Consider the following 20,586-nt stretch of genomic DNA (forward strand, 5'->3'; position numbering starts at 1 on the left):
ATAACAACAAGAAAGGTACTTCTAGATGAATGCGATTTCTCGCCTCGCTACTGTCATTTCTCTTGCTTCCCTGCTTCCCGTCGCAGCGTTCCCTGTCAGCACCCTTGCCGCCGAATCCAAAGGCACCGTGGAAGTCGTCCACTGGTGGACGTCGGGTGGTGAAAAAGCCGCGGTCGATGTGCTCAAGGCCCAGGTCGAGAAAGACGGTTTTACCTGGAAGGACGGCGCTGTCGCCGGTGGTGGCGGTTCCACGGCCATGACCGTGCTCAAGAGCCGCGCCGTGGCTGGCAACCCGCCAGGCGTGGCCCAGATCAAGGGCCCGGACATCCAGGAATGGGCTTCCACCGGCCTGCTCGACAGCGACGTGCTCAAGGACGTGGCCAAGGAAGAGAAGTGGGACAGCCTGCTCGACAAGAAAGTCTCCGATACCGTGAAGTACGAAGGTGACTACGTGGCCGTGCCGGTGAATATCCACCGCGTCAACTGGCTGTGGATCAACCCGGAAGTCTTCAAGAAAGCCGGCATCACCAAGAACCCGACCACCCTCGAAGAATTCTACGCCGCCGGCGACAAGCTCAAGGCCGCGGGCTTCATCCCGCTCGCCCATGGCGGCCAGCCTTGGCAGGACAGCACCGTGTTTGAAGCCGTGGTGCTTTCGGTGATGGGCGCTGATGGCTACAAGAAAGCCCTGGTCGACCTGGACAACAAGGCCCTGACCGGTCCGGAAATGGTCAAGGCGCTGACTGAGCTGAAGAAAGTCGCGACCTACATGGACGCCGACGGCAAGGGCCAGGACTGGAACCTGGAAGCGGCCAAGGTCATCAACGGCAAGGCCGGCATGCAGATCATGGGTGACTGGGCCAAGAGTGAATGGACCGCCGCCAAGAAAGTCGCTGGCAAGGATTACGAGTGCGTAGCCTTCCCGGGCACCGACAAGGCCTTCACCTACAACATCGACTCCCTGGCGGTGTTCAAGCAGAAAGACAAGGGCACCGCGGCCGGCCAGCAGGACATCGCCAAGGTCGTGCTGGGCGAGAACTTCCAGAAAGTCTTCAGCATCAACAAGGGCTCGATCCCGGTGCGCAACGACATGCTGGGCGACATGGCCAAGTACGGTTTCGATTCCTGCGCCCAGACCGCGGCCAAGGACTTCCTGGCGGATGCCAAGTCCGGTGGGCTGCAGCCGAGCATGGCGCACAACATGGCGACCACGCTGGCGGTGCAGGGCGCGTTCTTTGACGTGGTGACCAACTACATCAACGACCCGAAAGCCGACCCGACCGATGCCGCCAAGAAACTGGGTGCTGCGGTTCAGTCTGCCAAATAAGAGCGGCTGCAAGCTACAAGCTGCAAGCTGCAAGGGTGTGTTTTAGCTTGCAGCTTGGGGCTTGTAGCTGCCCCTAATCTATCTTTGTACTGGATCTTCCCATGAGTTCTGTTGCTGTGTTCAGCAAGGCCTCGCCGTTCGATGCGCTGCAACGCTGGCTGCCCAAACTGGTGCTGGCGCCGAGCATGTTCATCGTCCTGGTGGGCTTCTATGGCTATATCGTGTGGACGTTCGTTCTGTCGTTCACCACCTCGACCTTCCTGCCGACCTACAAATGGGCCGGCCTGGCGCAATACGCGCGGTTGATGGACAACGACCGCTGGTGGGTGGCGAGCAAGAACCTGGCGCTCTTCGGCGGCCTGTTCATTGGCGTCACCCTGGTGATTGGCGTGCTGCTGGCGGTGTTCCTCGACCAGCGCATCCGTCGCGAAGGCTTCATCCGCACCATTTACCTGTACCCGATGGCCCTGTCGATGATCGTCACCGGTACGGCCTGGAAATGGTTGCTCAACCCGGGCATGGGCCTGGACAAATTGCTGCGTGACTGGGGCTGGGAAGGCTTCCGTCTCGACTGGCTGATCGACCCGGACCGCGTTGTGTACTGCCTGGTGATCGCTGCCGTCTGGCAGGCTTCGGGTTTCATCATGGCGATGTTCCTGGCCGGGCTGCGAGGTGTCGACCAGTCGATCATCCGCGCCGCGCAGATCGACGGCGCGAGCATGCCGCGCATCTACTGGAAAGTGGTGCTGCCAAGCCTGCGGCCGGTGTTCTTCAGTGCCGTGATGATCCTGGCGCATATCGCGATCAAGAGCTTCGACCTGGTGGCGGCCATGACCGCCGGCGGCCCCGGCTATTCCTCCGACCTGCCGGCCATGTTCATGTATTCCTTCACGTTCAGCCGCGGCCAGATGGGCATGGGCTCGGCCAGCGCAATCCTGATGCTCGGTGCGATTCTCGCAATCATCGTGCCTTACCTGTACTCCGAGCTGAGGACCAAGCGCCATGACTAGTCTCGCTGCCAAACCCGCCATCAGCCTGAGTCGCATCGCGATCTACGCGGTGCTGATCCTCGCCGTATTGCTCTACCTGGTGCCGTTGGTGGTCATGCTGTTGACCAGCTTCAAGACCCCGGAAGACATCAGCACCGGCAACCTGCTGAGCTGGCCGACCGTGGTCAGCGGCATCGGCTGGATCAAGGCCTGGGCGACGGTCAACGGCTACTTCTGGAACTCGATCAAGATCACCATTCCGGCCGTCCTGATCTCCACCGCCATCGGTGCATTGAACGGCTACGTGCTGTCGATGTGGCGCTTTCGCGGTTCGCAGTTGTTCTTCGGCCTGTTGCTGTTCGGCTGCTTCCTGCCGTTCCAGACCGTCCTGCTGCCGGCTTCGTTCACCCTCGGCAAGATGGGCCTGGCCAGCACCACCACCGGCCTGGTGTTCGTGCACGTGGTCTACGGCCTGGCCTTTACCACGCTGTTCTTTCGCAACTACTACGTCAGCATTCCCGATGCGCTGGTGAAGGCTGCGCGCCTGGACGGCGCGGGGTTCTTCACGATCTTCCGGCGGATCATCCTGCCGATGTCCACCCCGATCATCATGGTCTGCCTGATCTGGCAGTTCACCCAGATCTGGAACGACTTCCTGTTCGGCGTGGTGTTCTCCAGCGGCGATTCCCAGCCGATCACGGTGGCGCTGAACAACCTGGTCAACACCAGCACCGGGGCCAAGGAATACAACGTTGATATGGCGGCGGCGATGATCGCCGGGCTGCCGACCCTGCTGGTCTATGTAGTGGCAGGCAAGTATTTCGTGCGCGGCCTGACGGCCGGCGCAGTCAAGGGGTAATCATGGCAACGCTTGAACTTCGCAATGTAAACAAGACCTACGGTGCCGGCCTGCCGGACACCCTGAAGAACATCGAATTGTCGATCAAGGACGGTGAGTTCCTGATCCTCGTCGGCCCTTCGGGTTGCGGCAAGTCGACGCTGATGAACTGCATCGCCGGCCTCGAAACCATCACCGGCGGCGCGATCATGATCGGCGACCAGGATGTCAGCGGCATGAGCCCCAAGGACCGTGACATCGCCATGGTGTTCCAGTCCTACGCGCTGTACCCGACCATGAGCGTGCGCGAGAACATCGAGTTCGGCCTCAAGATCCGCAAGATGCCCCAGGCGGCCATCGACGAGGAAGTCACCCGCGTGGCCAAGCTGTTGCAGATCGAGCACCTGCTCAATCGCAAGCCCGGCCAGCTCTCCGGTGGCCAGCAACAGCGCGTGGCCATGGGCCGGGCACTGGCGCGGCGGCCGAAGATCTACCTGTTTGACGAACCGCTGTCCAACCTCGACGCCAAGCTGCGGGTCGAGATGCGGACCGAAATGAAGCTGATGCACCAGCGCCTGAAAACCACCACCGTCTACGTCACCCACGACCAGATCGAGGCCATGACCCTGGGCGACAAAGTGGCGGTGATGAAGGACGGGATCATCCAGCAGTTCGGCACGCCGAAGGACATCTACAACAACCCGGCCAACCTGTTCGTGGCGAGCTTCATCGGTTCGCCGCCGATGAACTTCATCCCATTGCGCCTGCAACGCAAGGACGGTCGCCTGCTGGCGCTGCTCGACAGCGGCCAGGCCCGTTGCGAGCTGCCGCTGGGCATGCAGGACGCCGGCCTTGAAGACCGTGAAGTGATTCTCGGCTTGCGTCCGGAACAGATCGTGTTGGCCGGCAGCGAGCCCAACGGCTTGCCGACCATCCGGGCGGAGGTCCAGGTGACCGAGCCGACGGGGCCGGACACCCTTGTATTTGTCAGTCTAAATGACACCAAGGTTTGCTGCCGCCTGGCGCCGGACCTTGCTCCGCAAGCAGGGGAAAATCTGACGCTTCAATTTGATCCTCAAAAAGTATTACTATTTGATGCGCAGACGGGTGAGCGCCTGGGTGTGGCGGGTCAGCCACAAGGCGAAGCTCGGGCGGCGAACGTGGCTCAGTTCAAGGGCCGCTGAGAAAGCAGTGTGGGAGCGGGCTTGCTCGCGAATGCAGTGTGCCATTTGGCATTTCTGGCGACTGTTACAGCGCATTCGCGAGCAAGCCCGTTCCCACAGCAGAGCATGCGGTGGGTGGGGGACCATTCGCCGCAATCGTTGTAAACCGCGTTAGATAAAAACAGTTAATAACAATAAAGACGAGGATGTAGGGATGAAGAAGAAAAACAACACCCAGCTTATCTGCCAGTTGTCAGCCGTTGCGGCGATGATGCTGGCCGGTAGCGCACATGCGGCCGACGCGTTCAGCGCCGATTCGCAGTGGATGACGGGTGACTGGGGTGGTGAACGGACCAAGCTGATCGAGCAGGGTATCGACATCAAGGCTGACTACGTCGGTGAAGTGGGTGGCAACCTGCACGGTGGCTACAACAACGACAAGACAGCGCGCTACTCCGACCAGTTCGGTCTGGGCGTGGCGTTGGACCTGCAAAAGCTGTGGGGCTGGGATAACACCCAGGCCAAGATCCAGCTGACCAATCGTAACGGGCAAAACATCTCCAATGACCGTGTCGGCGATCCGCGTGCCGGCACCTTGAGTTCTTCCCAGGAAGTCTACGGCCGTGGCCACATGGTCCGTCTGACCCAACTGTGGATCAAGCACCAGTTCCTCGACGGCAAGCTGGACGTCAAGGCCGGTTACTTCGGCGAAGGCGAAGACTTCAACACCTTCCCTTGCGAATTCCAGAACCTGGCTTTCTGCGGTTCCCAGGTGGGTAACTGGGCGACCAACATCTGGTACAACTGGCCCGTCAGCCAGGCGGCGATCCGCGTGAAGTACAACCTCACGCCTGAGTTCTATGCGCAGATCGGTGCCTACAACCAGAACCCTTCGCAACTGGAGCACGGCAACGGCTTCAAGCTCAGCGGCAGTGGCACCAAGGGCACCGTCATCCCGGTCGAGCTGGTCTGGTCGCCGAAGGTCAACAACCTGCCAGGAGAATACCGGGTCGGTTACTACAAGAGCACGGCCGATGCCAATGACGTCCGTGAGGATGACAACGGTAACGACGCCGCGACCACCGGCAATGCCTATCGCAGCCATGACAGCAAGCACGGCTACTGGTTCGTGGCGCAGCAACAGCTCACCACTCACAACGGTGACGCGTCCCGCGGCCTGAACATCGCCGCCAACGCGACCTTCCACGACAAGGACACCAACGTCGTCGACAACTACCAGTCGTTGATGTTCGTGTACAAGGGGCCGTTCGATGCACGTCCCAAAGATGACATCGGGATCGGCTTCTCGCGTATCCATGTCAACGATGACGTGAAGAAAAACGCCGAGCTGACCAACGCTGCCAATGGCGTCAACGACTACAACGACCCGTTGTTCGCACCGCTGCGCAGCACCGAGTACAACTACGAGCTCAACTACGGTGTTCACGTCACCAACTGGCTGACCGTACGTCCCAACCTGCAGTACATCACCCACCCAGGTGGCGTGGATGAAGTCGACAACGCCCTGGTGGCCGGCCTGAAAATTCAGTCGGTGTTCTAACGTTGTTGCGATAACCTCCTCTCTATGTGCGCATATTTGCGGACAGCCAAGGCTGTCCGCTTTTTTTTGGGGAGCACTCAATCGTTTGGTTGGACACCGAGCGCTGTGGCGAGGGAGCTAGCTCCCGCTGGGTTGCGAAGCGACCCCAAAACCATTCACTGCGGTGCGTCAGCCAGATCGCATTTGCCTCGTTTACGACTGCTTCGCAGTCGAGCGGGAGCAAGCTCCCTCGCCACAAAAGAGCGCGTCGCGAACAGATGAGCAATTCAATGATTTCCAGGACCGCGGCCCATGCATGAGCATCCGCTACAACGCTTTTTCAGATCCTTGCGCGAGCGCCCGGTGTTTGCCTGGGAGCGCTATCGGCAGCGCGATGTGCTGGTGATCGACCATCCGCTGTGCCAGGCGGTGTTCAGCCGCCAGGGCGCGCAGTTGCTGCATTTCCAACCCCGTGGCCAGAAACCCTGGTTGTGGTGTGCGGCCAAGTGGCCGCAAGTCGGTGCGATACGCGGCGGGGTGCCGGTGTGTTGGCCGTGGTATGGCCGCCATCCCAGTGAAAACGCCTGGCCGTCCCATGGCTGGGCGCGACTGATCGACTGGAAACTGCTCGACAGCCGCAGCGATGACGACGGCGTGCACCTGCACTGGCAGTTGCAACTGTGCGACTGGCAGGTGGACCTGCATGCCGACCTGGGTGAACGCATGGAGCTGCGCTTGAGCACCGAGCACCAGGACAGCCTGCCGTGCCAGTTGAGTCAGGCTTTGCATGCCTACTGGCGTATTGGTGATGTTGGTGAGATAGCGCTGTCTGGGCTGGAAGGTGCTCAAGGTTACGACCAGTTGAGTCGCGAGGTTTGCCAGCAGGAAGGTGAGTTGCGAGTCGACGGCGGTTGCCAGCGGGTGTTCCAGCATGAGGGCGAATTGCAGCTCAAGGATCGCGCCTGGCAGCGCGAACTGTGCATCGACACGGGCGACAGCGCCGACACCGTGGTGTGGCACCCGGGTGCCCGGCCATTGCTGGGGGTGAGCTGGGATGAGATCAGCGAGTTTGTCTGCGTCGAGGCCGCCAGTGGCGGCACCGACAGCCTGTGCCTGGCGCCGGGGGAGCGGGCTCACCTGAGTTTGCAGGCGCGGGTGGGGGCTTGATTCTGGAGGGTGGGTGAGGCTGCCGGCCCCATCGCGAGCAAGCTCGCTCCCACAGGGGTTGTGAACGCCAAAGATCCAGTGTGGGAGCGAGCTTGCTCGCGATGACGGCTTGTCAGGCCATAAAGCATTCAAGCCGAATCAGTTGAACTCATCCCCCACCGGATACCGGCTGGCGTTCAGGCTTTCCTTGATCTTGCGCAGGTGCGGCTGGAAATCCACGCCTCGGCGCAAGGTCATGCCGGTGGCGAGCACGTCCAGCACGGTGAGTTGGATGATCCGCGACGTCATCGGCATGTAGATGTCGGTGTCTTCGGGCAGCGGAATGTTCAGGCTCAAGGTGCTGGCCTTCGCCAGGGGCGAATTTTCAGCGGTCAGGCCGAGCACGGACGCTCCGTTTTCCCGGGCGATGCGTGCCACTTCCACCAGCTCGCGGGTGCGCCCGGTGTAGGAAATGATCACGAACAGTTCGCCGGTATGGGCCACCGACGCGATCATGCGCTGCATCAATACGTCGGCGTGGGCGGTCACCGCCAGGTTGAATCGGAAGAACTTGTGCTGGGCATCCAGGGCCACCGGAGCCGAGGCGCCGAGGCCGAAGAAGTGGATCTGTCGGGCCTGGATCAGCAGGTCCACGGCACGACTGATCAAATTTGGATCAAGGGCCTGGCAGGCGCTGTCCAATGAAGCAATGGCACTGCCGAAGATCTTGCGGGTGTAGGCTTCCGGGTTGTCGTCGGCTTCCACGGCGCGGCTGACATAGGCTGCGCCGCTCGCCAGGCTCTGGGCCAGTTGCAGTTTGAGTTCCGGGTAGCCGCTGACGCCGAACGAGCGGCAGAAGCGGTTGACGGTCGGTTCGCTGACCGAAGCGGCCTGGGCGAGGGCAGCGATGCTGAAGCGGGTCGCCTGCTGTGGGTTGAGCAGGATGATCTCGGCCACCTTGCGTTCTGCCTTGTTGAGTTCTTCAAGGCGAGTCTGGATCTGTTCCAGTAAATTTCGCACGCGGTCCATACAAGATTCCTAGAAAGACGGGTCTTTGATACGACCCTTTGCGGTGGCCTATCCTACTGTTGGCTCCGACGGACCACCACTCGGAAACGGTATTTTCGGAAAATGTTGTGGTTATTACTACATTTTTCCTTGAGTGATGCCTTGAAAAAAGGTATTTGTAGCTTAACTTGATAAAAGAACAAACATCATGCATTCGATTACGGTTGAACCGTGCACCTTTGCCTTGTTCGGCGCGTTGGGCGACCTGGCCCTGCGCAAGCTTTTTCCTGCCCTTTATCAACTCGATGGCGCGCAATTGCTGCACGAGGACACGCGGATCATCGCGCTGGCCCGTGAACCCGGCAGCGAGCAGCAGCACCTGGCTTTCATTGCCACCGAACTGCGCCGCTACGTGGGCGACAAGGACCTGGACGAAGCCGTGGTCGAGCGCTTCCTGGCGCGACTGACGTACCTGCATGTGGACTTTCTCAAGGCTGACGATTACGTCGCCCTGGCCGAGCAGGCCGGTTCGGCCCAGCAGGTCATCGCCTATTTCGCCACCCCGGCGGCGGTGTACGGCGCGATCTGCGAGAACCTGGCCAAGGTTGGCCTGAGCGAAAACACCCGCGTCGTGCTGGAAAAACCCATCGGCTCGGACCTGGAGTCGTCGCGCAAGGTCAACGACGCGGTGGCGCAGTTCTTCCCCGAAAACCGCACCTACCGCATCGACCACTACCTGGGCAAGGAAACGGTCCAGAACCTGATTGCGTTGCGGTTCGCCAACAGCCTGTTCGAAACCCAGTGGAACCAGAACTACATCTCCCACGTGGAAATCACCGTGGCCGAGAAGGTCGGTATCGAAGGCCGCTGGGGCTATTTCGACAAGGCCGGCCAACTGCGGGACATGATCCAGAACCACTTGCTCCAACTGTTGTGCCTGATTGCCATGGACCCGCCGGCCGACCTGTCGGCCGACAGCATCCGTGACGAGAAGGTCAAGGTGCTCAAGGCCCTGGCGCCGATCAGCCCGGAAGGCCTGACCACCCAGGTGGTGCGCGGCCAGTACATCGCCGGCCACAGCGAAGGCAAGGCTGTGCCGGGTTACCTGGAAGAGCCCAATTCCAACACCCAGAGCGACACCGAAACCTTCGTCGCCCTGCGTGCCGACATCCGCAACTGGCGCTGGGCCGGCGTGCCGTTCTACTTGCGTACCGGCAAGCGCATGCCGCAGAAGCTGTCGCAGATCGTCATCCACTTCAAGGAACCGTCCCACTACATTTTCGCCCCTGAGCAGCGCTTGCAGATCAGCAACAAACTGATCATCCGCCTGCAACCGGACGAAGGGATCTCCTTGCGGGTGATGACCAAGGAGCAGGGCCTGGACAAGGGCATGCAATTGCGCAGCGGTCCGTTGCAACTCAACTTCTCCGACACCTGGCGCAGCGCACGGATTCCCGATGCCTACGAGCGGTTGTTGCTGGAAGTCATGAATGGCAATCAGAACCTGTTTGTCCGTAAAGATGAAATTGAAGCCGCGTGGACGTGGTGTGACCAGTTGATCGCCGGGTGGAAGAAGTCTGGCGATGCGCCCAAGCCGTACGCGGCCGGGTCCTGGGGGCCGATGAGCTCCATTGCACTGATCACGCGGGATGGGAGGTCATGGTATGGCGATATCTGAAGTGAAACTGCCCCAGGGCGTCAGCGCCCTCGAATTCAAGAGCCCGGTGTTGCTGGCCGAAGGCTTGGCCCTGAAGGTGGCCGAGCAACTGCGCGAGGCGATCGACGCGCGCGGCACGGCCGTGCTGGTGGTGTCGGGTGGTCGTAGCCCGGTGGCGTTTTTCCAGAGCCTGGCCAAGCAGACCCTGGACTGGTCGAAGGTGCTGGTGAGCCTGGCGGACGAGCGCTGGGTGCCGGTTGAACATGCCGACAGCAATGCCGGCCTGCTCAAGCGCTACCTGCTGCAAGGCGCTGCGGCCAAGGCCCAGTTCCTGAGCCTCTATAGCCCAAGCGCCAACCTAGAGGCGGCCGCCGAACAGGCCGATCGCCTGCTGGGCGAATTGCCGTCCATCGACGTGTTGGTTTTGGGCATGGGAGACGACGGGCACACCGCGTCGTTGTTCCCCGACAGCCCGAACCTGGCTCAAGCCCTCGATGCCCAGGGCACGCGTCGCTGCTGGCCGATGCTGGCGCCGACGGTGCCGCATCAGCGCCTGACCATGAGCCGTGCCTTGCTGGCCTCTGCGAAACAGAAAGTGCTGTCGATTTCCGGTCAGTCGAAATTGACCACCCTGAGCGCCGCGGTGGCCGGTGACAACGTCGCCGAAATGCCGATCCGTGCGTTTTTGCAACCTACGTTAGAGATTTACTGGTGCCCATGAACCAAGGATCAGCCGCTATGACAAACCCATCCCCGACCGTTTCCATGGCGGACAAAGTTGCCCTGATCGACAGCCTCTGCGCCAAGGCGCGGATCCTGCCGGTGATCACCATCGCCCGCGAACAGGACATCCTGCCGCTGGCCGACGCCTTGGCTGCCGGTGGCCTGACGGCGTTGGAAGTGACCTTGCGTTCCCAGTTCGGCCTCAAGGCCATCCAGGTCCTGCGCGAGCAGCGTCCAGAGTTGGTGACCGGTGCCGGTACGGTGCTCGATCGCCATATGCTGGAGGCCGCCGAAGCGGCCGGTTCGCAGTTCATCGTGACCCCAGGCATTACTCGTGACCTGCTTGAAGCCAGCGTGTACAGCTCGATCCCGTTGTTGCCGGGCATCAGCAACGCCTCGGGCATCATGGAAGGCTATGGCCTGGGCTACCGCCGCTTCAAGTTGTTCCCGGCGGAAGTCAGTGGCGGCGTCGCGGCCATCAAGGCCCTGGGCGGCCCCTTCGGCGAAGTGAAATTCTGCCCGACCGGCGGCGTCGGTCCGGCCAATATCAAGAGTTACATGGCATTGAAGAACGTGATGTGCGTGGGCGGCAGTTGGATGCTCGATCCGGAGTGGATCAAGAACGGCGACTGGGCCCGCATTCAGGAATGCACCGCCGAGGCCTTGGCGCTGCTGGACTGATTCGACCGAACCTCGTTGGGTGCTCTACGGTTTTACGGTGCGCTTGGTCGGCGCACCGTTTTTTTTTGCCTGGGTTTTTATCGTCGCACAAAATTCCTGTGGCGAGGGAGCTTGCTCCCGCTGGGCTGCGAAGCAGTCCTGAACCTGTCACTGCGGTCCGCCAGGTCAATCTCATTGTGCCTTTTTGGGGCTGCTTCGCGGCCCAGCGGGAGCAAGCTCCCTCGCCACTAGGTACGGCTCAGTTCAAGCAGCGCTTGGGTCAACCGTTCGATATCACTCGCCAAGGTAATCAGCCCTGGGGTAATGCGGATGCAAGGCCCGGCGCTGGTTTGGCGCACCACGGTGAAGATCCCGTACTCGTCGAGCAATCGATCGGCCATCGCCTGCTGGTCGGTGTGGGCGGTGAAGCGCATGGCGGTGATGCCGCAATACAGGCGCCGATCGTCCGGTGTCATGACTTCGATGCCTGGCAGGTCGCGCACCGCCGTCACCCACAGGTCGCGCAAGTGGCACAGGCGCGCGCCCTTGGCCGAGGCGCCGCCCAGGGCGCGGTGCTCCTCGAACACCAGGGGCAGGGTGAGCAACGCCGGGATGTTGGGCGTGCTGTGGGGCGTGCGCGAGCGGATGTCACTGGCCGGATAGCTCCCTTCGTCCATGTCCGGGTCGATGTCGGCCAGCCGATGGGGGGCGATGTACAGGAACCCCAGGGCCAGCGGACCGCCGATCCACTTCTGCAAATTGAACCCGGCAAACTCGATTCCGAGCTTCTGCAGGTCGAAGTTGATCTGGCCCAGGGCGTGGGCGCCGTCGAGGATGATGTCGACCCCGAACTCCCGGGCGGTCTCGGCAATTGCCTGGACCGGCATCACCAGCCCGGTGAGGTGGTTGACATAGGTCAGCGCCATCAATTTGAGGCGAGGGTGCTGGGTGAACGCTTGGCGGTAAGTGCCCACCAGGCTCTCGTAGCTGGCGGGGTGCGGGTGGACGATTTCAATCAGTTCCACGCCGCGCTGGCGCGCCAGCCAGCGCATCGCGCTTTTGACCGAGGCATATTCCACGTCACTGATCAGCACCTGGTCGCCCGGTTTCAGGCCGTTGTAATTGCGAATCAACGTCTGCAGGGCGTCCACTGCGCTGGTGGCCAATGCCACGGCCTGGGGCGCAGCGTGGATCAACTGCGCGATCTGGCGGCGAATGGCTTCGCTGTGTTCAAGGTCGAAATGCTGGCGTACATACACCGAGTTTGTGCGGTTGATGAATTCGATGTTGCGTTGGTATTCCTCGACAACGGTGCGGGACATGCGCCCGAAGTAACCGTTTTCCAGGTTGAGCGGTGCACCAGGATCGACATCGTAGCGACCGACAAAGGTCTGCCAGAAAGCTTCATCGTGGGCGCGCAGCGTATTCTCGGGCATGGGAGACTCGGTCAATGGCGGGGCTTGGGTTTGCCGTGTTTGGCGCGCAACGGGTCGAGCAGGTCGGACAAACCGTTGTGGTCGATTTCCTGCATCAACGCCAGCAGGCCGCCCAGTTCGCCGTGGGGAAAACCTTCGCGGGCGAACCAATTCAGGTAAGGGCCGGGCAGGTCGGCCAGGATGCGACCCTTGTATTTGCCGAAGGGCATCTGGCGGGTGACCAGCAGTTCGAGCATTTGCGGGTTCATGGCATTCGTCTTCCTTCAACCAGCCTGGAAAATACAGGCATTCTGCATGCAGGCCAATTGACAGATCATGCAAATAACGCGGATACAGATTTCCGGTTAAATATTAACTGATTGATTTTATTGAATATTTATCTTGTTTTTGGCCTGGCACGGCCGATGCAATAGTCCTTGCAGGTTTTATTCACCAGCAAAGGAACTGAAAAATGACTGACATCAACAAAGAATCCATCTCCGTCCTGAACGACCTGATCGAGACCAGCAAAGATGGCCAGGAAGGGTTCAAGACCTGCGCAGAAGACATCAAGCACCCCGAACTCAAGGCGCTGTTCGTGAAGCGTTCGACTGACTGCGCGACGGCTGCTGCCGAACTGCAAGCGGCTGTACGTTCCCTGGGCGGCGATCCGGAAACCTCCACCAGCGTAGCCGGTGACCTGCACCGCCGTTGGGTCGACGTGAAGTCGATGTTCACTGGCAAGGACGAAGAGGCAGTGCTCAACGAAGCCGAGCGCGGCGAAGACCATGCCTTGAAGGCTTATCGCGAAGCCATCGAGAAAATCAACAAGCACAACCTGGTGGGCATTCGTGATCTGGTCGAGCGCCAGTACCACGGTGTGCAACGCAACCATGATCAGGTCAAGGCGCTGCGTAACCAGGCGCGTGCTGCCAGCTAACGCGCACGCCTGACCCAAAAAAACGCCAGCTTGCCTGGCGTTTTTTTGTGGGCGTCGTTTGGCGACAAGGGATCTCTTGCGCAGCGTCGCCGGTCAGAGAAAGTGTGTTGTGAAAATCAACGGTAATCGCCTATGGACTGAAGTAGTTAGCCAGCTAATAATTGCGCCTGCCGATTACCTGCATTCCATCTATCGTTACAACGTTCCCCCAGAAGAGTCTTTTGCGTGCCCATTACCTTCCAGGCCCTGTTCGCTCCCGACCGCCTCGCGTTGCAGTTCGCCATCAAGACCGTGCTCGGCGCCGGACTGGCCCTGTGGCTGGCGTTGCGCTTCGGGCTGGAGCAGCCGTCGTGGGCATTGATGACGGCGATCATCGTCGCGCAGCCGTTGTCCGGCATGGTCGTCCAGAAAGGCCTGGCACGCCTGCTCGGCACGCTGGTGGGCACGGTCATGTCCGTGGTGTTCATGGCCCTGTTCGCCCAGACACCGTGGTTGTTCCTGCTGGCCCTGGCGGTGTGGCTGGGCTTGTGCACGGCCTGTTCGACGTTGCTGCGCAGTGCCTGGTCTTACTCATTCGTGCTCGCCGGGTACACCGTGGCGATCATCGCCTTGCCGGCCATTTCCCATCCTTTGACCGTGTTCGACCAGGCGGTGGCGCGCTGCACCGAGATCAGCCTGGGGATCATCTGCGCCACGGCCGCCAGTGCCTTGCTCTGGCCGCTGCGGGTCGAGCGGCAACTGGCCGGGCAGGCTCGCGCCGCCTGGCAGAGCGGCATGCAGGCGGCCCGTGCCACCCTGGCGGGCGATGCCCAGGCGCGCAAGGGCTTGCTGGAAATCCTCGGCAAGATTGTCGCGGTCGACGCCCAGCGTGAACACGCCTGGTTCGAGGGCCGCCTGGGGCGGCAGCGGGCCCGGGCCATCAGCGGCTTGAGCCAGAAACTGTTGATGCTGCTGCGCATTTCCCGCTCGGTGCGTCGGCAGTGGAGGCAACTCGATCCCGTCGAAGCCCAGGCGCTCCAGCCGTGGATGGACGACGTGCAGCAAGCCCTCGACGGCGACAGCGCCACGTTGCAAGCGCTGCGCCCCCGGGTGTGGGATGCGTCTCACGATCCGCAGATCAGTTCGGCACAGAGTTACTGCCTGGCCAGGATCGCGTTGTTGCTCGACACCGCCCTGGCCGCCTGCGCGGCCCTGACGGCTGTGCAGGAGGGCAAGGCGGCGGTGGATCCGCCGCGCACCCTGGCGCCTCATCGCGACCTGTCCCTGGCGATGGTGTTTGGCGCGCGCAGTGCCCTGGCGTTCCTCGCCGTGGCCAGTTTCTGGCTGGCCACGGCCTGGCCTGCGGCCTCGGGCGCCCTGGTGCTCACGTGTGTGGTGTGCAGCCTGTTCGCCAGCCGCGAAAACGGTGCGCAGATTGGCATGAGCTTCCTGCGCGGTATTTGCCTGGCCGTGCCCACGGCGTTCGTGATCGGCGAGATCGTACTGCCGCAGTGGAGCAGTTTCGCCCTGCTCAGCCTGGCCATGGGCGTGCCTTTGTTTTTCGGCGCACTGGGCATGGCCAAGCCGCCGATCTTCGCCACCGCTACCTCGTTCTGCCTGCATTTCGTGGTGTTGGTCTCGCCGCTCAACACCATGAAGTACGACGTCGCGGCGTTCTTCAACAACGCCCAGGCGATGATGATCGGCGTGGGCGCGGCGGTGCTGGCGTTCAACCTGCTGATGCTGCGTGACCCGGCCTGGCACAGCCGGCGCCTGCTGGCGGCGACGCTCGATGATCTGGTGCGCCTGACCCATCGCAGCCTGCGTGGTGCCGAGAGCTGGTTCGGCGGGCGCATGGCTGACCGACTGTTGCAACTGGCGCGGCATTACCCGGAGTTGCCGGTGCAGGCCCGCAGCCGTTGGGACGACGGCTTGCTGGGCCTGGACATCGGCGATGAGCTGTTGCACCTGCGCCTGAGCCTGGCCGTCGCCCAGGTGTCCGAGCAGCAGGCGCAGCAACGTTACTTCGCCGCCTTGGAGCACACGCTCGAACGCGGGCCGGCCGGCGATCGGGCCGACGCCCTGGCGACGGCGAGCGCCGAATTTCTTGAGGTGTTGGCGGCCCAACCCGCCAGTGATGCGCTGAAACTGGCCCAGGGCGCGGTGGTGCAATTGCAGAACAGCTGGCGCGCCTGGTGCCGCCAGCATGAACCTGAACGACGGGAGCACAGCCATGGGCTTGCGTGAGTGGTCGATTGGCGGGGTGTTGCTCAGCCCGTTCCTGATTTACCTGGTGTTGGCGCTGCTGGTGACCGGCGCGCTGCGCCTGTTGCTCGGCCTGCTGCCGGTCGGGCGCTGGATCTGGCATGAAGCCTTGTTCGACTGCGCCCTCTATGTCTGTGTCCTGACTGTCATTACCGTGGTCCTCGGGCCGCTATAGGAGTTGAACATGCGTACCTCCGTACGTGTCGCCGTCACGCTGTGCGTGGTTGCCGTGGCGATCTTCGCCGGGTTCCACCTGTGGCAGTACTACATGCTCACCCCCTGGACCCGCGATGCGCGGATCCGTGCCGACGTGGTGGTGATTGCGCCCGACGTGTCGGGTTGGGTGCGCGAGCTCAAGGCGGTGGATAACCAGCAGGTCAAGGCCGGCGATCTCTTGCTGAGCATCGACCGCGAGCGTTTCGAGGCGGCGGTGGAAAAAGCCCATGCGGTGGTCCAGACCCGCCAGCAGCAACTGAGCCTGCGCGAACACGAAGCCAGCCGCCGCGCCGCCCTGGGGCCACAGGCCATCAGCGCCGAGCTGCGGGAAAACGCCCAGATCAACGCCGGCATCGCCCGCGGCGAATTGCGCGAAGCCCAGGCCGAAGCCAAGGTTGCCGAGCTCAACCTGGCCCGCAGCCAGGTCCTGGCCCCCCGCAGCGGCCACATCACCAACCTGCGCCTGGCCGAGGGCAACTACGTGAACGCGGGGCAGCCGGTCATGGCGTTGATCGATGACTCGACCTTCTATGTGCAGGCTTACTTTGAAGAAACCAAACTGCCGAGGATTCGCGTCGGTGATCCGGTCAAGGTCTGGCTGATGAGCACCGACCATGCATTGCAAGGCCACGTCGAGAGCATCAGTCGGGGCATCACCGACCGCAACACCAACCCCGATGCGCAACTGCTGGCGGAGGTCGAGCCGACGTTCAACTGGGTGCGCCTGGCCCAGCGGATCCCGGTGCGGATCAAGTTGGACAAGGTACCGGAAGGGGTGAACCTGAGTGCAGGGATGACGGCGAGCGTGCAAGTGCGCGAAGACCTGCCATAGTCCGTCGCGCACGAACCTTGTGGCGAGGGAGCTTGCTACCTCGCCACAAGAGATGCGGTGCTTCATTCAATCCGCTGGGGCTGATCGCTTCAGTGAATCAACCGACAGTAATCGCCGGCAGCGTCGGCAAGGTCACGGTCTGTTGCTTGCGCGGGGCGAGGATTTCGGCTTCGCCGTCCACCACCAGCTCATCACGCTGATTGAACACGCGGGTCGCGATGCGCACGCGGAATTTCGGCAGTTTCTCGAGGATCTCCAGGCGCACGGTCAGGGTGTCGCCGATCTTCACCGGTTTCTGGAAGCTCATCTGCTGGCCGATGTAGATGGTGCCCGGCCCAGGCAGCTCGCAGGCCACCGCCGCGCTGATCAGCGCACCGCTGAACATGCCGTGGGCGATGCGTTCCTTGAACATGCTGGCCGCGGCGAATTCGGCGTCCAGGTGCACCGGGTTGTGGTCGCCCGACATCGCGGCGAACAGCTGGATATCGCGTTCTTCCACGGTCTTGCTGTAGCTGGCGGTCTGGCCGACTTCGAGGGCTTCGTAAGGGATGTTGGTAACCTGGGTCATGTGTCTTGAATCCTGTGACGGGTAAAGGAAAACGCTGGAGACCTACTCGCTGCGTGGCGGCCGCTTGTGGCTGAGGGCCTGGGCAATCCAGGCCAGTACGTCGGCGGTCACTTCATCGCGGTTGGTTTCATTGAACAGTTCGTGCCGGGCCTGCGGGTAGATCGTCAGTTGCAGGTGCTGGCTGCCTGCGGCGCGCAAAGCGTCGGCCAGATCCTTCAGACGCTTGCCTTGGCTCACCGGATCACATTCACCACCGATCACCAGCAGCGGCAAGCCCGGATCGATCTGGGCGAGATTGGACGCTTTGCTGATTTGCTGCAACCCGCCGAGCAGATCGACCCACAGCTGGTTGGTGCAGCGAAAGCCGCACAGGGGGTCGTGCACGTACTTGTCGACTTCCGCCGGGTCCCGGCTGAGCCAGTCGAAGGCGGTGCGCGTGGGCTTGAAAGGCTTGTTGAAACTGCCGAACGACAGCCACTCGATCAACGCACTGCGCCCGGTGGCACCCTGGCGCCGACGCTCGAAACGCGCGATCAGGCGCGCGGCGCGGTAGAGCGCCACGGGCTGGAAGTTGGAACCGCTGAGGATCGCTCCATGCAGGCTGGCGCTGTGGTGCAGCAGGTAGCCCTGGGCGATGTAGCTGCCCATGCTATGGCCGAGCAGCACGATTGGTGTGTCTGGATGTTGCTGGCCGATGTGATGGTTGAGGCTCGCCAGGTCGCCCACGACCTTGGCCCAGCCGTCCTGATCCGCGTAATGCCCGAGGGTCGCTCCGTCGGCGGTGCGTCCGTGGCCGCGCAGGTCCGGGGCGTAGACGCCATAGCCCTCATCGCACAGCGCCTGGGCCAGGCGCGCATAGCGGCCGCTGTGCTCGGCCATGCCGTGGGCCAGCAGGATGACCGCCACCGGCGCGGCGTCGGGCAGCCACTGGTTGACGAACAGACGGCTGTGGTCGGTTGCGGTCAGCCAGAACGTTTGGTGGATCATGGCGGTTCCTTGGCACGATGTTGCTCAATGGTATAGCCCATCCGTTGCGTCTCGCCTGATCAGACGACGCTTTCGTGTCTATGTGGTCAGTTCTGTCAGTCACTTCGGCGCCAGAAGCTGAACTCACCACACAAACCACTAGGCAGGAAGATTCACACGATCTATGACGCAGGTTGCCATATTTGCCTGATTGACCATAGCTGCTAGTGTCCCAGAAGCTCCGCCTCTGCAAGCGATACAGATGCGGTCCCGGATACGCTCAGGTAAAGAGGACAAAAACAATGCAGCCTGATTTCTGGAATGACAAGCGCCCGGCCGGCGTGCCCCAGGACGTCGACCTCGACGCCTACAAGTCGGTCATCGAGGTGTTCGAGCGTTCCTGCAAGAAGTTCGCCGACCGCCCGGCGTTCAGCAACATGGGGGTGACCCTCACGTATGCCGAGCTCGAGCGCTACAGCGCGGCGTTTGCCGGCTACCTGCAAGCCCATACCGACCTGGCGCCGGGCGATCGCATCGCGGTGCAGATGCCCAATGTCCTGCATTATCCGATTGCCGTGTTCGGCGCTTTGCGGGCCGGTCTGATCGTGGTCAACACCAACCCGTTGTACACCCCGCGGGAAATGCGCCATCAGTTCAAGGACTCCGGTGCCCGCGCGCTGGTGTACATGAACCTGTTCGGGCAGAAGGTCCAGGAGGTGCTGCCCGATACCGACCTGCAATACCTGATCGAAGCCAGGATGGGCGACCTGATGCCTGCCGCCAAGGGCTGGCTGGTCAACCTGATGGTGAACAAGGTCAAGAAAATGGTCCCGGACTATTCGCTGCCCCAGGCCATTTCGTTCAAGAGTGCGTTGCGCCTGGGACGCGGCCAGCCGATCAAGCCGCTGAAGGTCAGCCTCGATGATGTGGCCGTGCTGCAATACACCGGCGGCACCACCGGTCTGGCGAAGGGCGCGATGCTGACCCACGGCAACCTGGTGGCGAACATGCAGCAGGCCCGGGCGTGCCTGGGGCAGTTCGGCGACGATGGCCATCCGCTGATGCGCGAAGGCCAGGAGGTGATGATCGCGCCGCTGCCGCTGTACCACATCTATGCCTTCACGGCCAATTGCATGTGCATGATGGTCACCGGCAATCACAACGTCCTGATCACCAATCCGCGGGACATCGGCGGCTTCATCAAGGAGCTGAAGCACTGGCGATTCTCGGCGCTGCTGGGGCTCAACACGCTGTTTGTGGCGTTGATGGACCACCCGGACTTCAAGACCCTGGATTTCTCCCACCTCAAGGTCACCAATTCCGGTGGCACCGCGCTGGTCAAGGCCACCGCAGAGCGTTGGGCGCAGCTCACCGGATGCCGCATCACCGAAGGCTACGGCCTGACCGAGACCTCGCCCGTGGCCTGCACCAACCCTTATGGCGACAAGTCGCGGCTGGGCACGGTGGGCTTGCCGGTGCCAGGTACGCTGATGAAGGTGATCAGCGACGACGGCATCGAGCAGCCCTTGGGCGAACGTGGCGAGTTGTGCATCAAGGGCCCGCAGATCATGAAGGGCTATTGGAACAAGCCCGAAGCCACGGCCGAAGTGCTGGACAGCGAAGGCTGGTTCAAGTCCGGCGATATCGCGGTGATCGACCCGGACGGATTCGTGCGCATCGTCGACCGCAAGAAGGACATGATCATCGTCTCCGGTTTCAACGTGTACCCCAACGAGATCGAAGACGTGGTGATGGCCCATCCGAAGGTGGCCAACTGCGCGGTGATCGGCGTGCCGGACGAACGTTCGGGGGAGGCGGTGAAACTGTTCGTGGTGGCGCGCGAAGCGGGCGTCAGCCTGGAAGAGCTCAAGGCCTACTGCAAGGAGAACTTCACCGGCTACAAGATCCCCAAGCACATCGTGCTGCGTGAGTCGTTGCCGATGACGCCGGTGGGCAAGATCCTGCGTCGTGAGTTACGCGACATCGCCTGAGGCCCGAGAAGCCCAATAGCCCTCTGTGGGAGCGAGCCTGCTCGCGATGGCGATATATCAGTGACAGAGATGCTGACTGATACACCGCCATCGCGAGCAAGCTCGCTCCCATCGTTTTCTGGGTATTCAGGGCGATTCAGCTCAGGCTAGAATTTTTACTCTAAAAATGACCATTTAATATTCTTGAGTCATGTTTGTGACTGTGGGGGCCACTTTTGGCCCTAGGCGACCCTCGGCAAAGCTGCTACTCTCGGCGCGCTTTTGTGACTTCTCGGCCTTGATTCAAGCCAGATTCACCAACAAACACACACCAATAATAATCGCATCAAATGCGGTGAGAATTCGCGTTGCTGAGGAGTGGGC

The 20,586-nt window shown here is 61.7% G+C and carries 19 protein-coding genes; 14 read left to right on the forward strand and 5 right to left on the reverse strand.

Annotated elements, in window-relative coordinates; translation table 11 throughout:
- Window positions 1–25 precede the first annotated feature (25 nt).
- The 6 genes from V3H56_RS06360 to V3H56_RS06385 all read left to right on the forward strand — a co-directional run bounded on the left by V3H56_RS06360 (window position 26) and on the right by V3H56_RS06385 (window position 7,024).
- Window positions 26–1,327 (forward strand): ABC transporter substrate-binding protein, encoded by a 1,302-nt coding sequence (locus V3H56_RS06360; protein ID WP_042730804.1) that lies wholly within the window; start codon window positions 26–28, stop codon window positions 1,325–1,327.
- Between the two features lie 101 nt (window positions 1,328–1,428).
- A complete protein-coding gene (locus V3H56_RS06365) occupies window positions 1,429–2,337 on the forward strand; it encodes a sugar ABC transporter permease (RefSeq protein WP_047736912.1) in 909 nt (302 codons plus the stop codon).
- Entirely contained in the window at window positions 2,330–3,175 is an 846-nt protein-coding gene (locus V3H56_RS06370; RefSeq protein WP_042732854.1) for a carbohydrate ABC transporter permease, read from the forward strand. Before V3H56_RS06365 ends, V3H56_RS06370 begins: the two co-directional genes overlap by 8 nt.
- Before the next feature lie 2 nt (window positions 3,176–3,177).
- Window positions 3,178–4,338: a sn-glycerol-3-phosphate ABC transporter ATP-binding protein UgpC gene (gene ugpC, locus V3H56_RS06375; protein ID WP_042732855.1), complete on the forward strand. Its 1,161-nt coding sequence runs from the start codon at window positions 3,178–3,180 to the stop codon at window positions 4,336–4,338.
- Between the two features lie 193 nt (window positions 4,339–4,531).
- Window positions 4,532–5,878, forward strand: coding sequence for a carbohydrate porin (locus V3H56_RS06380; protein WP_042731273.1), 1,347 nt, complete (start codon window positions 4,532–4,534; stop codon window positions 5,876–5,878).
- Window positions 5,879–6,169: 291 nt separating this feature from the next.
- Window positions 6,170–7,024, forward strand: a complete 855-nt coding sequence (locus V3H56_RS06385; RefSeq protein ID WP_042731274.1) for a D-hexose-6-phosphate mutarotase — start codon at window positions 6,170–6,172, stop codon at window positions 7,022–7,024.
- A gap of 138 nt (window positions 7,025–7,162) precedes the next feature.
- Here V3H56_RS06385 and V3H56_RS06390 read toward each other — a convergent pair whose 3' ends face one another.
- Complete coding sequence (locus tag V3H56_RS06390; protein ID WP_172679730.1) at window positions 7,163–8,023, reverse strand: MurR/RpiR family transcriptional regulator; 861 nt, start codon at window positions 8,021–8,023, stop codon at window positions 7,163–7,165.
- A gap of 196 nt (window positions 8,024–8,219) precedes the next feature.
- On the opposite strand from V3H56_RS06390, the gene zwf reads away from it, so the two are divergent.
- Genes zwf through V3H56_RS06405 form a run of 3 tightly spaced genes read left to right on the forward strand, consistent with a single transcriptional unit; the run spans window position 8,220 to window position 11,072 of the window.
- A complete protein-coding gene (gene zwf, locus V3H56_RS06395; protein WP_042731276.1) occupies window positions 8,220–9,689 on the forward strand; it encodes a glucose-6-phosphate dehydrogenase in 1,470 nt (489 codons plus the stop codon).
- Complete coding sequence (gene pgl / locus V3H56_RS06400) at window positions 9,676–10,389, forward strand: 6-phosphogluconolactonase (protein ID WP_338474362.1); 714 nt, start codon at window positions 9,676–9,678, stop codon at window positions 10,387–10,389. Before zwf ends, pgl begins: the two co-directional genes overlap by 14 nt.
- A 17-nt stretch (window positions 10,390–10,406) precedes the next feature.
- Window positions 10,407–11,072: a bifunctional 4-hydroxy-2-oxoglutarate aldolase/2-dehydro-3-deoxy-phosphogluconate aldolase gene (locus V3H56_RS06405; RefSeq protein ID WP_042731278.1), complete on the forward strand. Its 666-nt coding sequence runs from the start codon at window positions 10,407–10,409 to the stop codon at window positions 11,070–11,072.
- A 227-nt stretch (window positions 11,073–11,299) separates the two neighbouring features.
- Here V3H56_RS06405 and V3H56_RS06410 read toward each other — a convergent pair whose 3' ends face one another.
- A complete protein-coding gene (locus V3H56_RS06410; RefSeq protein ID WP_047736911.1) occupies window positions 11,300–12,487 on the reverse strand; it encodes an aminotransferase class V-fold PLP-dependent enzyme in 1,188 nt (395 codons plus the stop codon).
- An 11-nt stretch (window positions 12,488–12,498) separates the two neighbouring features.
- Window positions 12,499–12,735: a DUF3820 family protein gene (locus V3H56_RS06415; protein WP_047736908.1), complete on the reverse strand. Its 237-nt coding sequence runs from the start codon at window positions 12,733–12,735 to the stop codon at window positions 12,499–12,501.
- Between the two features lie 203 nt (window positions 12,736–12,938).
- Here V3H56_RS06415 and V3H56_RS06420 point away from each other — a divergent pair, with 203 nt between their 5' ends.
- The 4 genes from V3H56_RS06420 to V3H56_RS06435 all read left to right on the forward strand — a co-directional run bounded on the left by V3H56_RS06420 (window position 12,939) and on the right by V3H56_RS06435 (window position 16,698).
- Complete coding sequence (locus V3H56_RS06420; RefSeq protein WP_042731281.1) at window positions 12,939–13,406, forward strand: PA2169 family four-helix-bundle protein; 468 nt, start codon at window positions 12,939–12,941, stop codon at window positions 13,404–13,406.
- Between the two features lie 225 nt (window positions 13,407–13,631).
- Window positions 13,632–15,632 (forward strand): FUSC family protein, encoded by a 2,001-nt coding sequence (locus V3H56_RS06425; RefSeq protein WP_042731282.1) that lies wholly within the window; start codon window positions 13,632–13,634, stop codon window positions 15,630–15,632.
- Window positions 15,619–15,825 carry a DUF1656 domain-containing protein gene (locus tag V3H56_RS06430; RefSeq protein ID WP_042731283.1) on the forward strand — a complete coding sequence of 69 codons (207 nt, stop codon included), beginning with the start codon at window positions 15,619–15,621 and terminating at the stop codon, window positions 15,823–15,825. Before V3H56_RS06425 ends, V3H56_RS06430 begins: the two co-directional genes overlap by 14 nt.
- Before the next feature lie 9 nt (window positions 15,826–15,834).
- Window positions 15,835–16,698: an HlyD family secretion protein gene (locus V3H56_RS06435; protein ID WP_123579548.1), complete on the forward strand. Its 864-nt coding sequence runs from the start codon at window positions 15,835–15,837 to the stop codon at window positions 16,696–16,698.
- Between the two features lie 97 nt (window positions 16,699–16,795).
- Here the strand turns inward: V3H56_RS06435 and V3H56_RS06440 are convergent, their stop codons facing one another.
- Window positions 16,796–17,266, reverse strand: a complete 471-nt coding sequence (locus V3H56_RS06440) for a MaoC family dehydratase (protein ID WP_003184579.1) — start codon at window positions 17,264–17,266, stop codon at window positions 16,796–16,798.
- 42 nt (window positions 17,267–17,308) lie between these two features.
- Window positions 17,309–18,253 (reverse strand): alpha/beta hydrolase, encoded by a 945-nt coding sequence (locus tag V3H56_RS06445; RefSeq protein WP_042732213.1) that lies wholly within the window; start codon window positions 18,251–18,253, stop codon window positions 17,309–17,311.
- A gap of 281 nt (window positions 18,254–18,534) precedes the next feature.
- Between V3H56_RS06445 and fadD2 the strand changes: the two genes are divergently transcribed.
- Window positions 18,535–20,223, forward strand: a complete 1,689-nt coding sequence (gene fadD2 / locus V3H56_RS06450; RefSeq protein WP_042732214.1) for a long-chain-fatty-acid--CoA ligase FadD2 — start codon at window positions 18,535–18,537, stop codon at window positions 20,221–20,223.
- Window positions 20,224–20,586 lie beyond the last annotated feature (363 nt).

The organism is Pseudomonas sp. MS646 (assembly GCF_036693845.1).
GTDB classification, from domain to species: domain Bacteria; phylum Pseudomonadota; class Gammaproteobacteria; order Pseudomonadales; family Pseudomonadaceae; genus Aquipseudomonas; species Aquipseudomonas chlororaphis_E.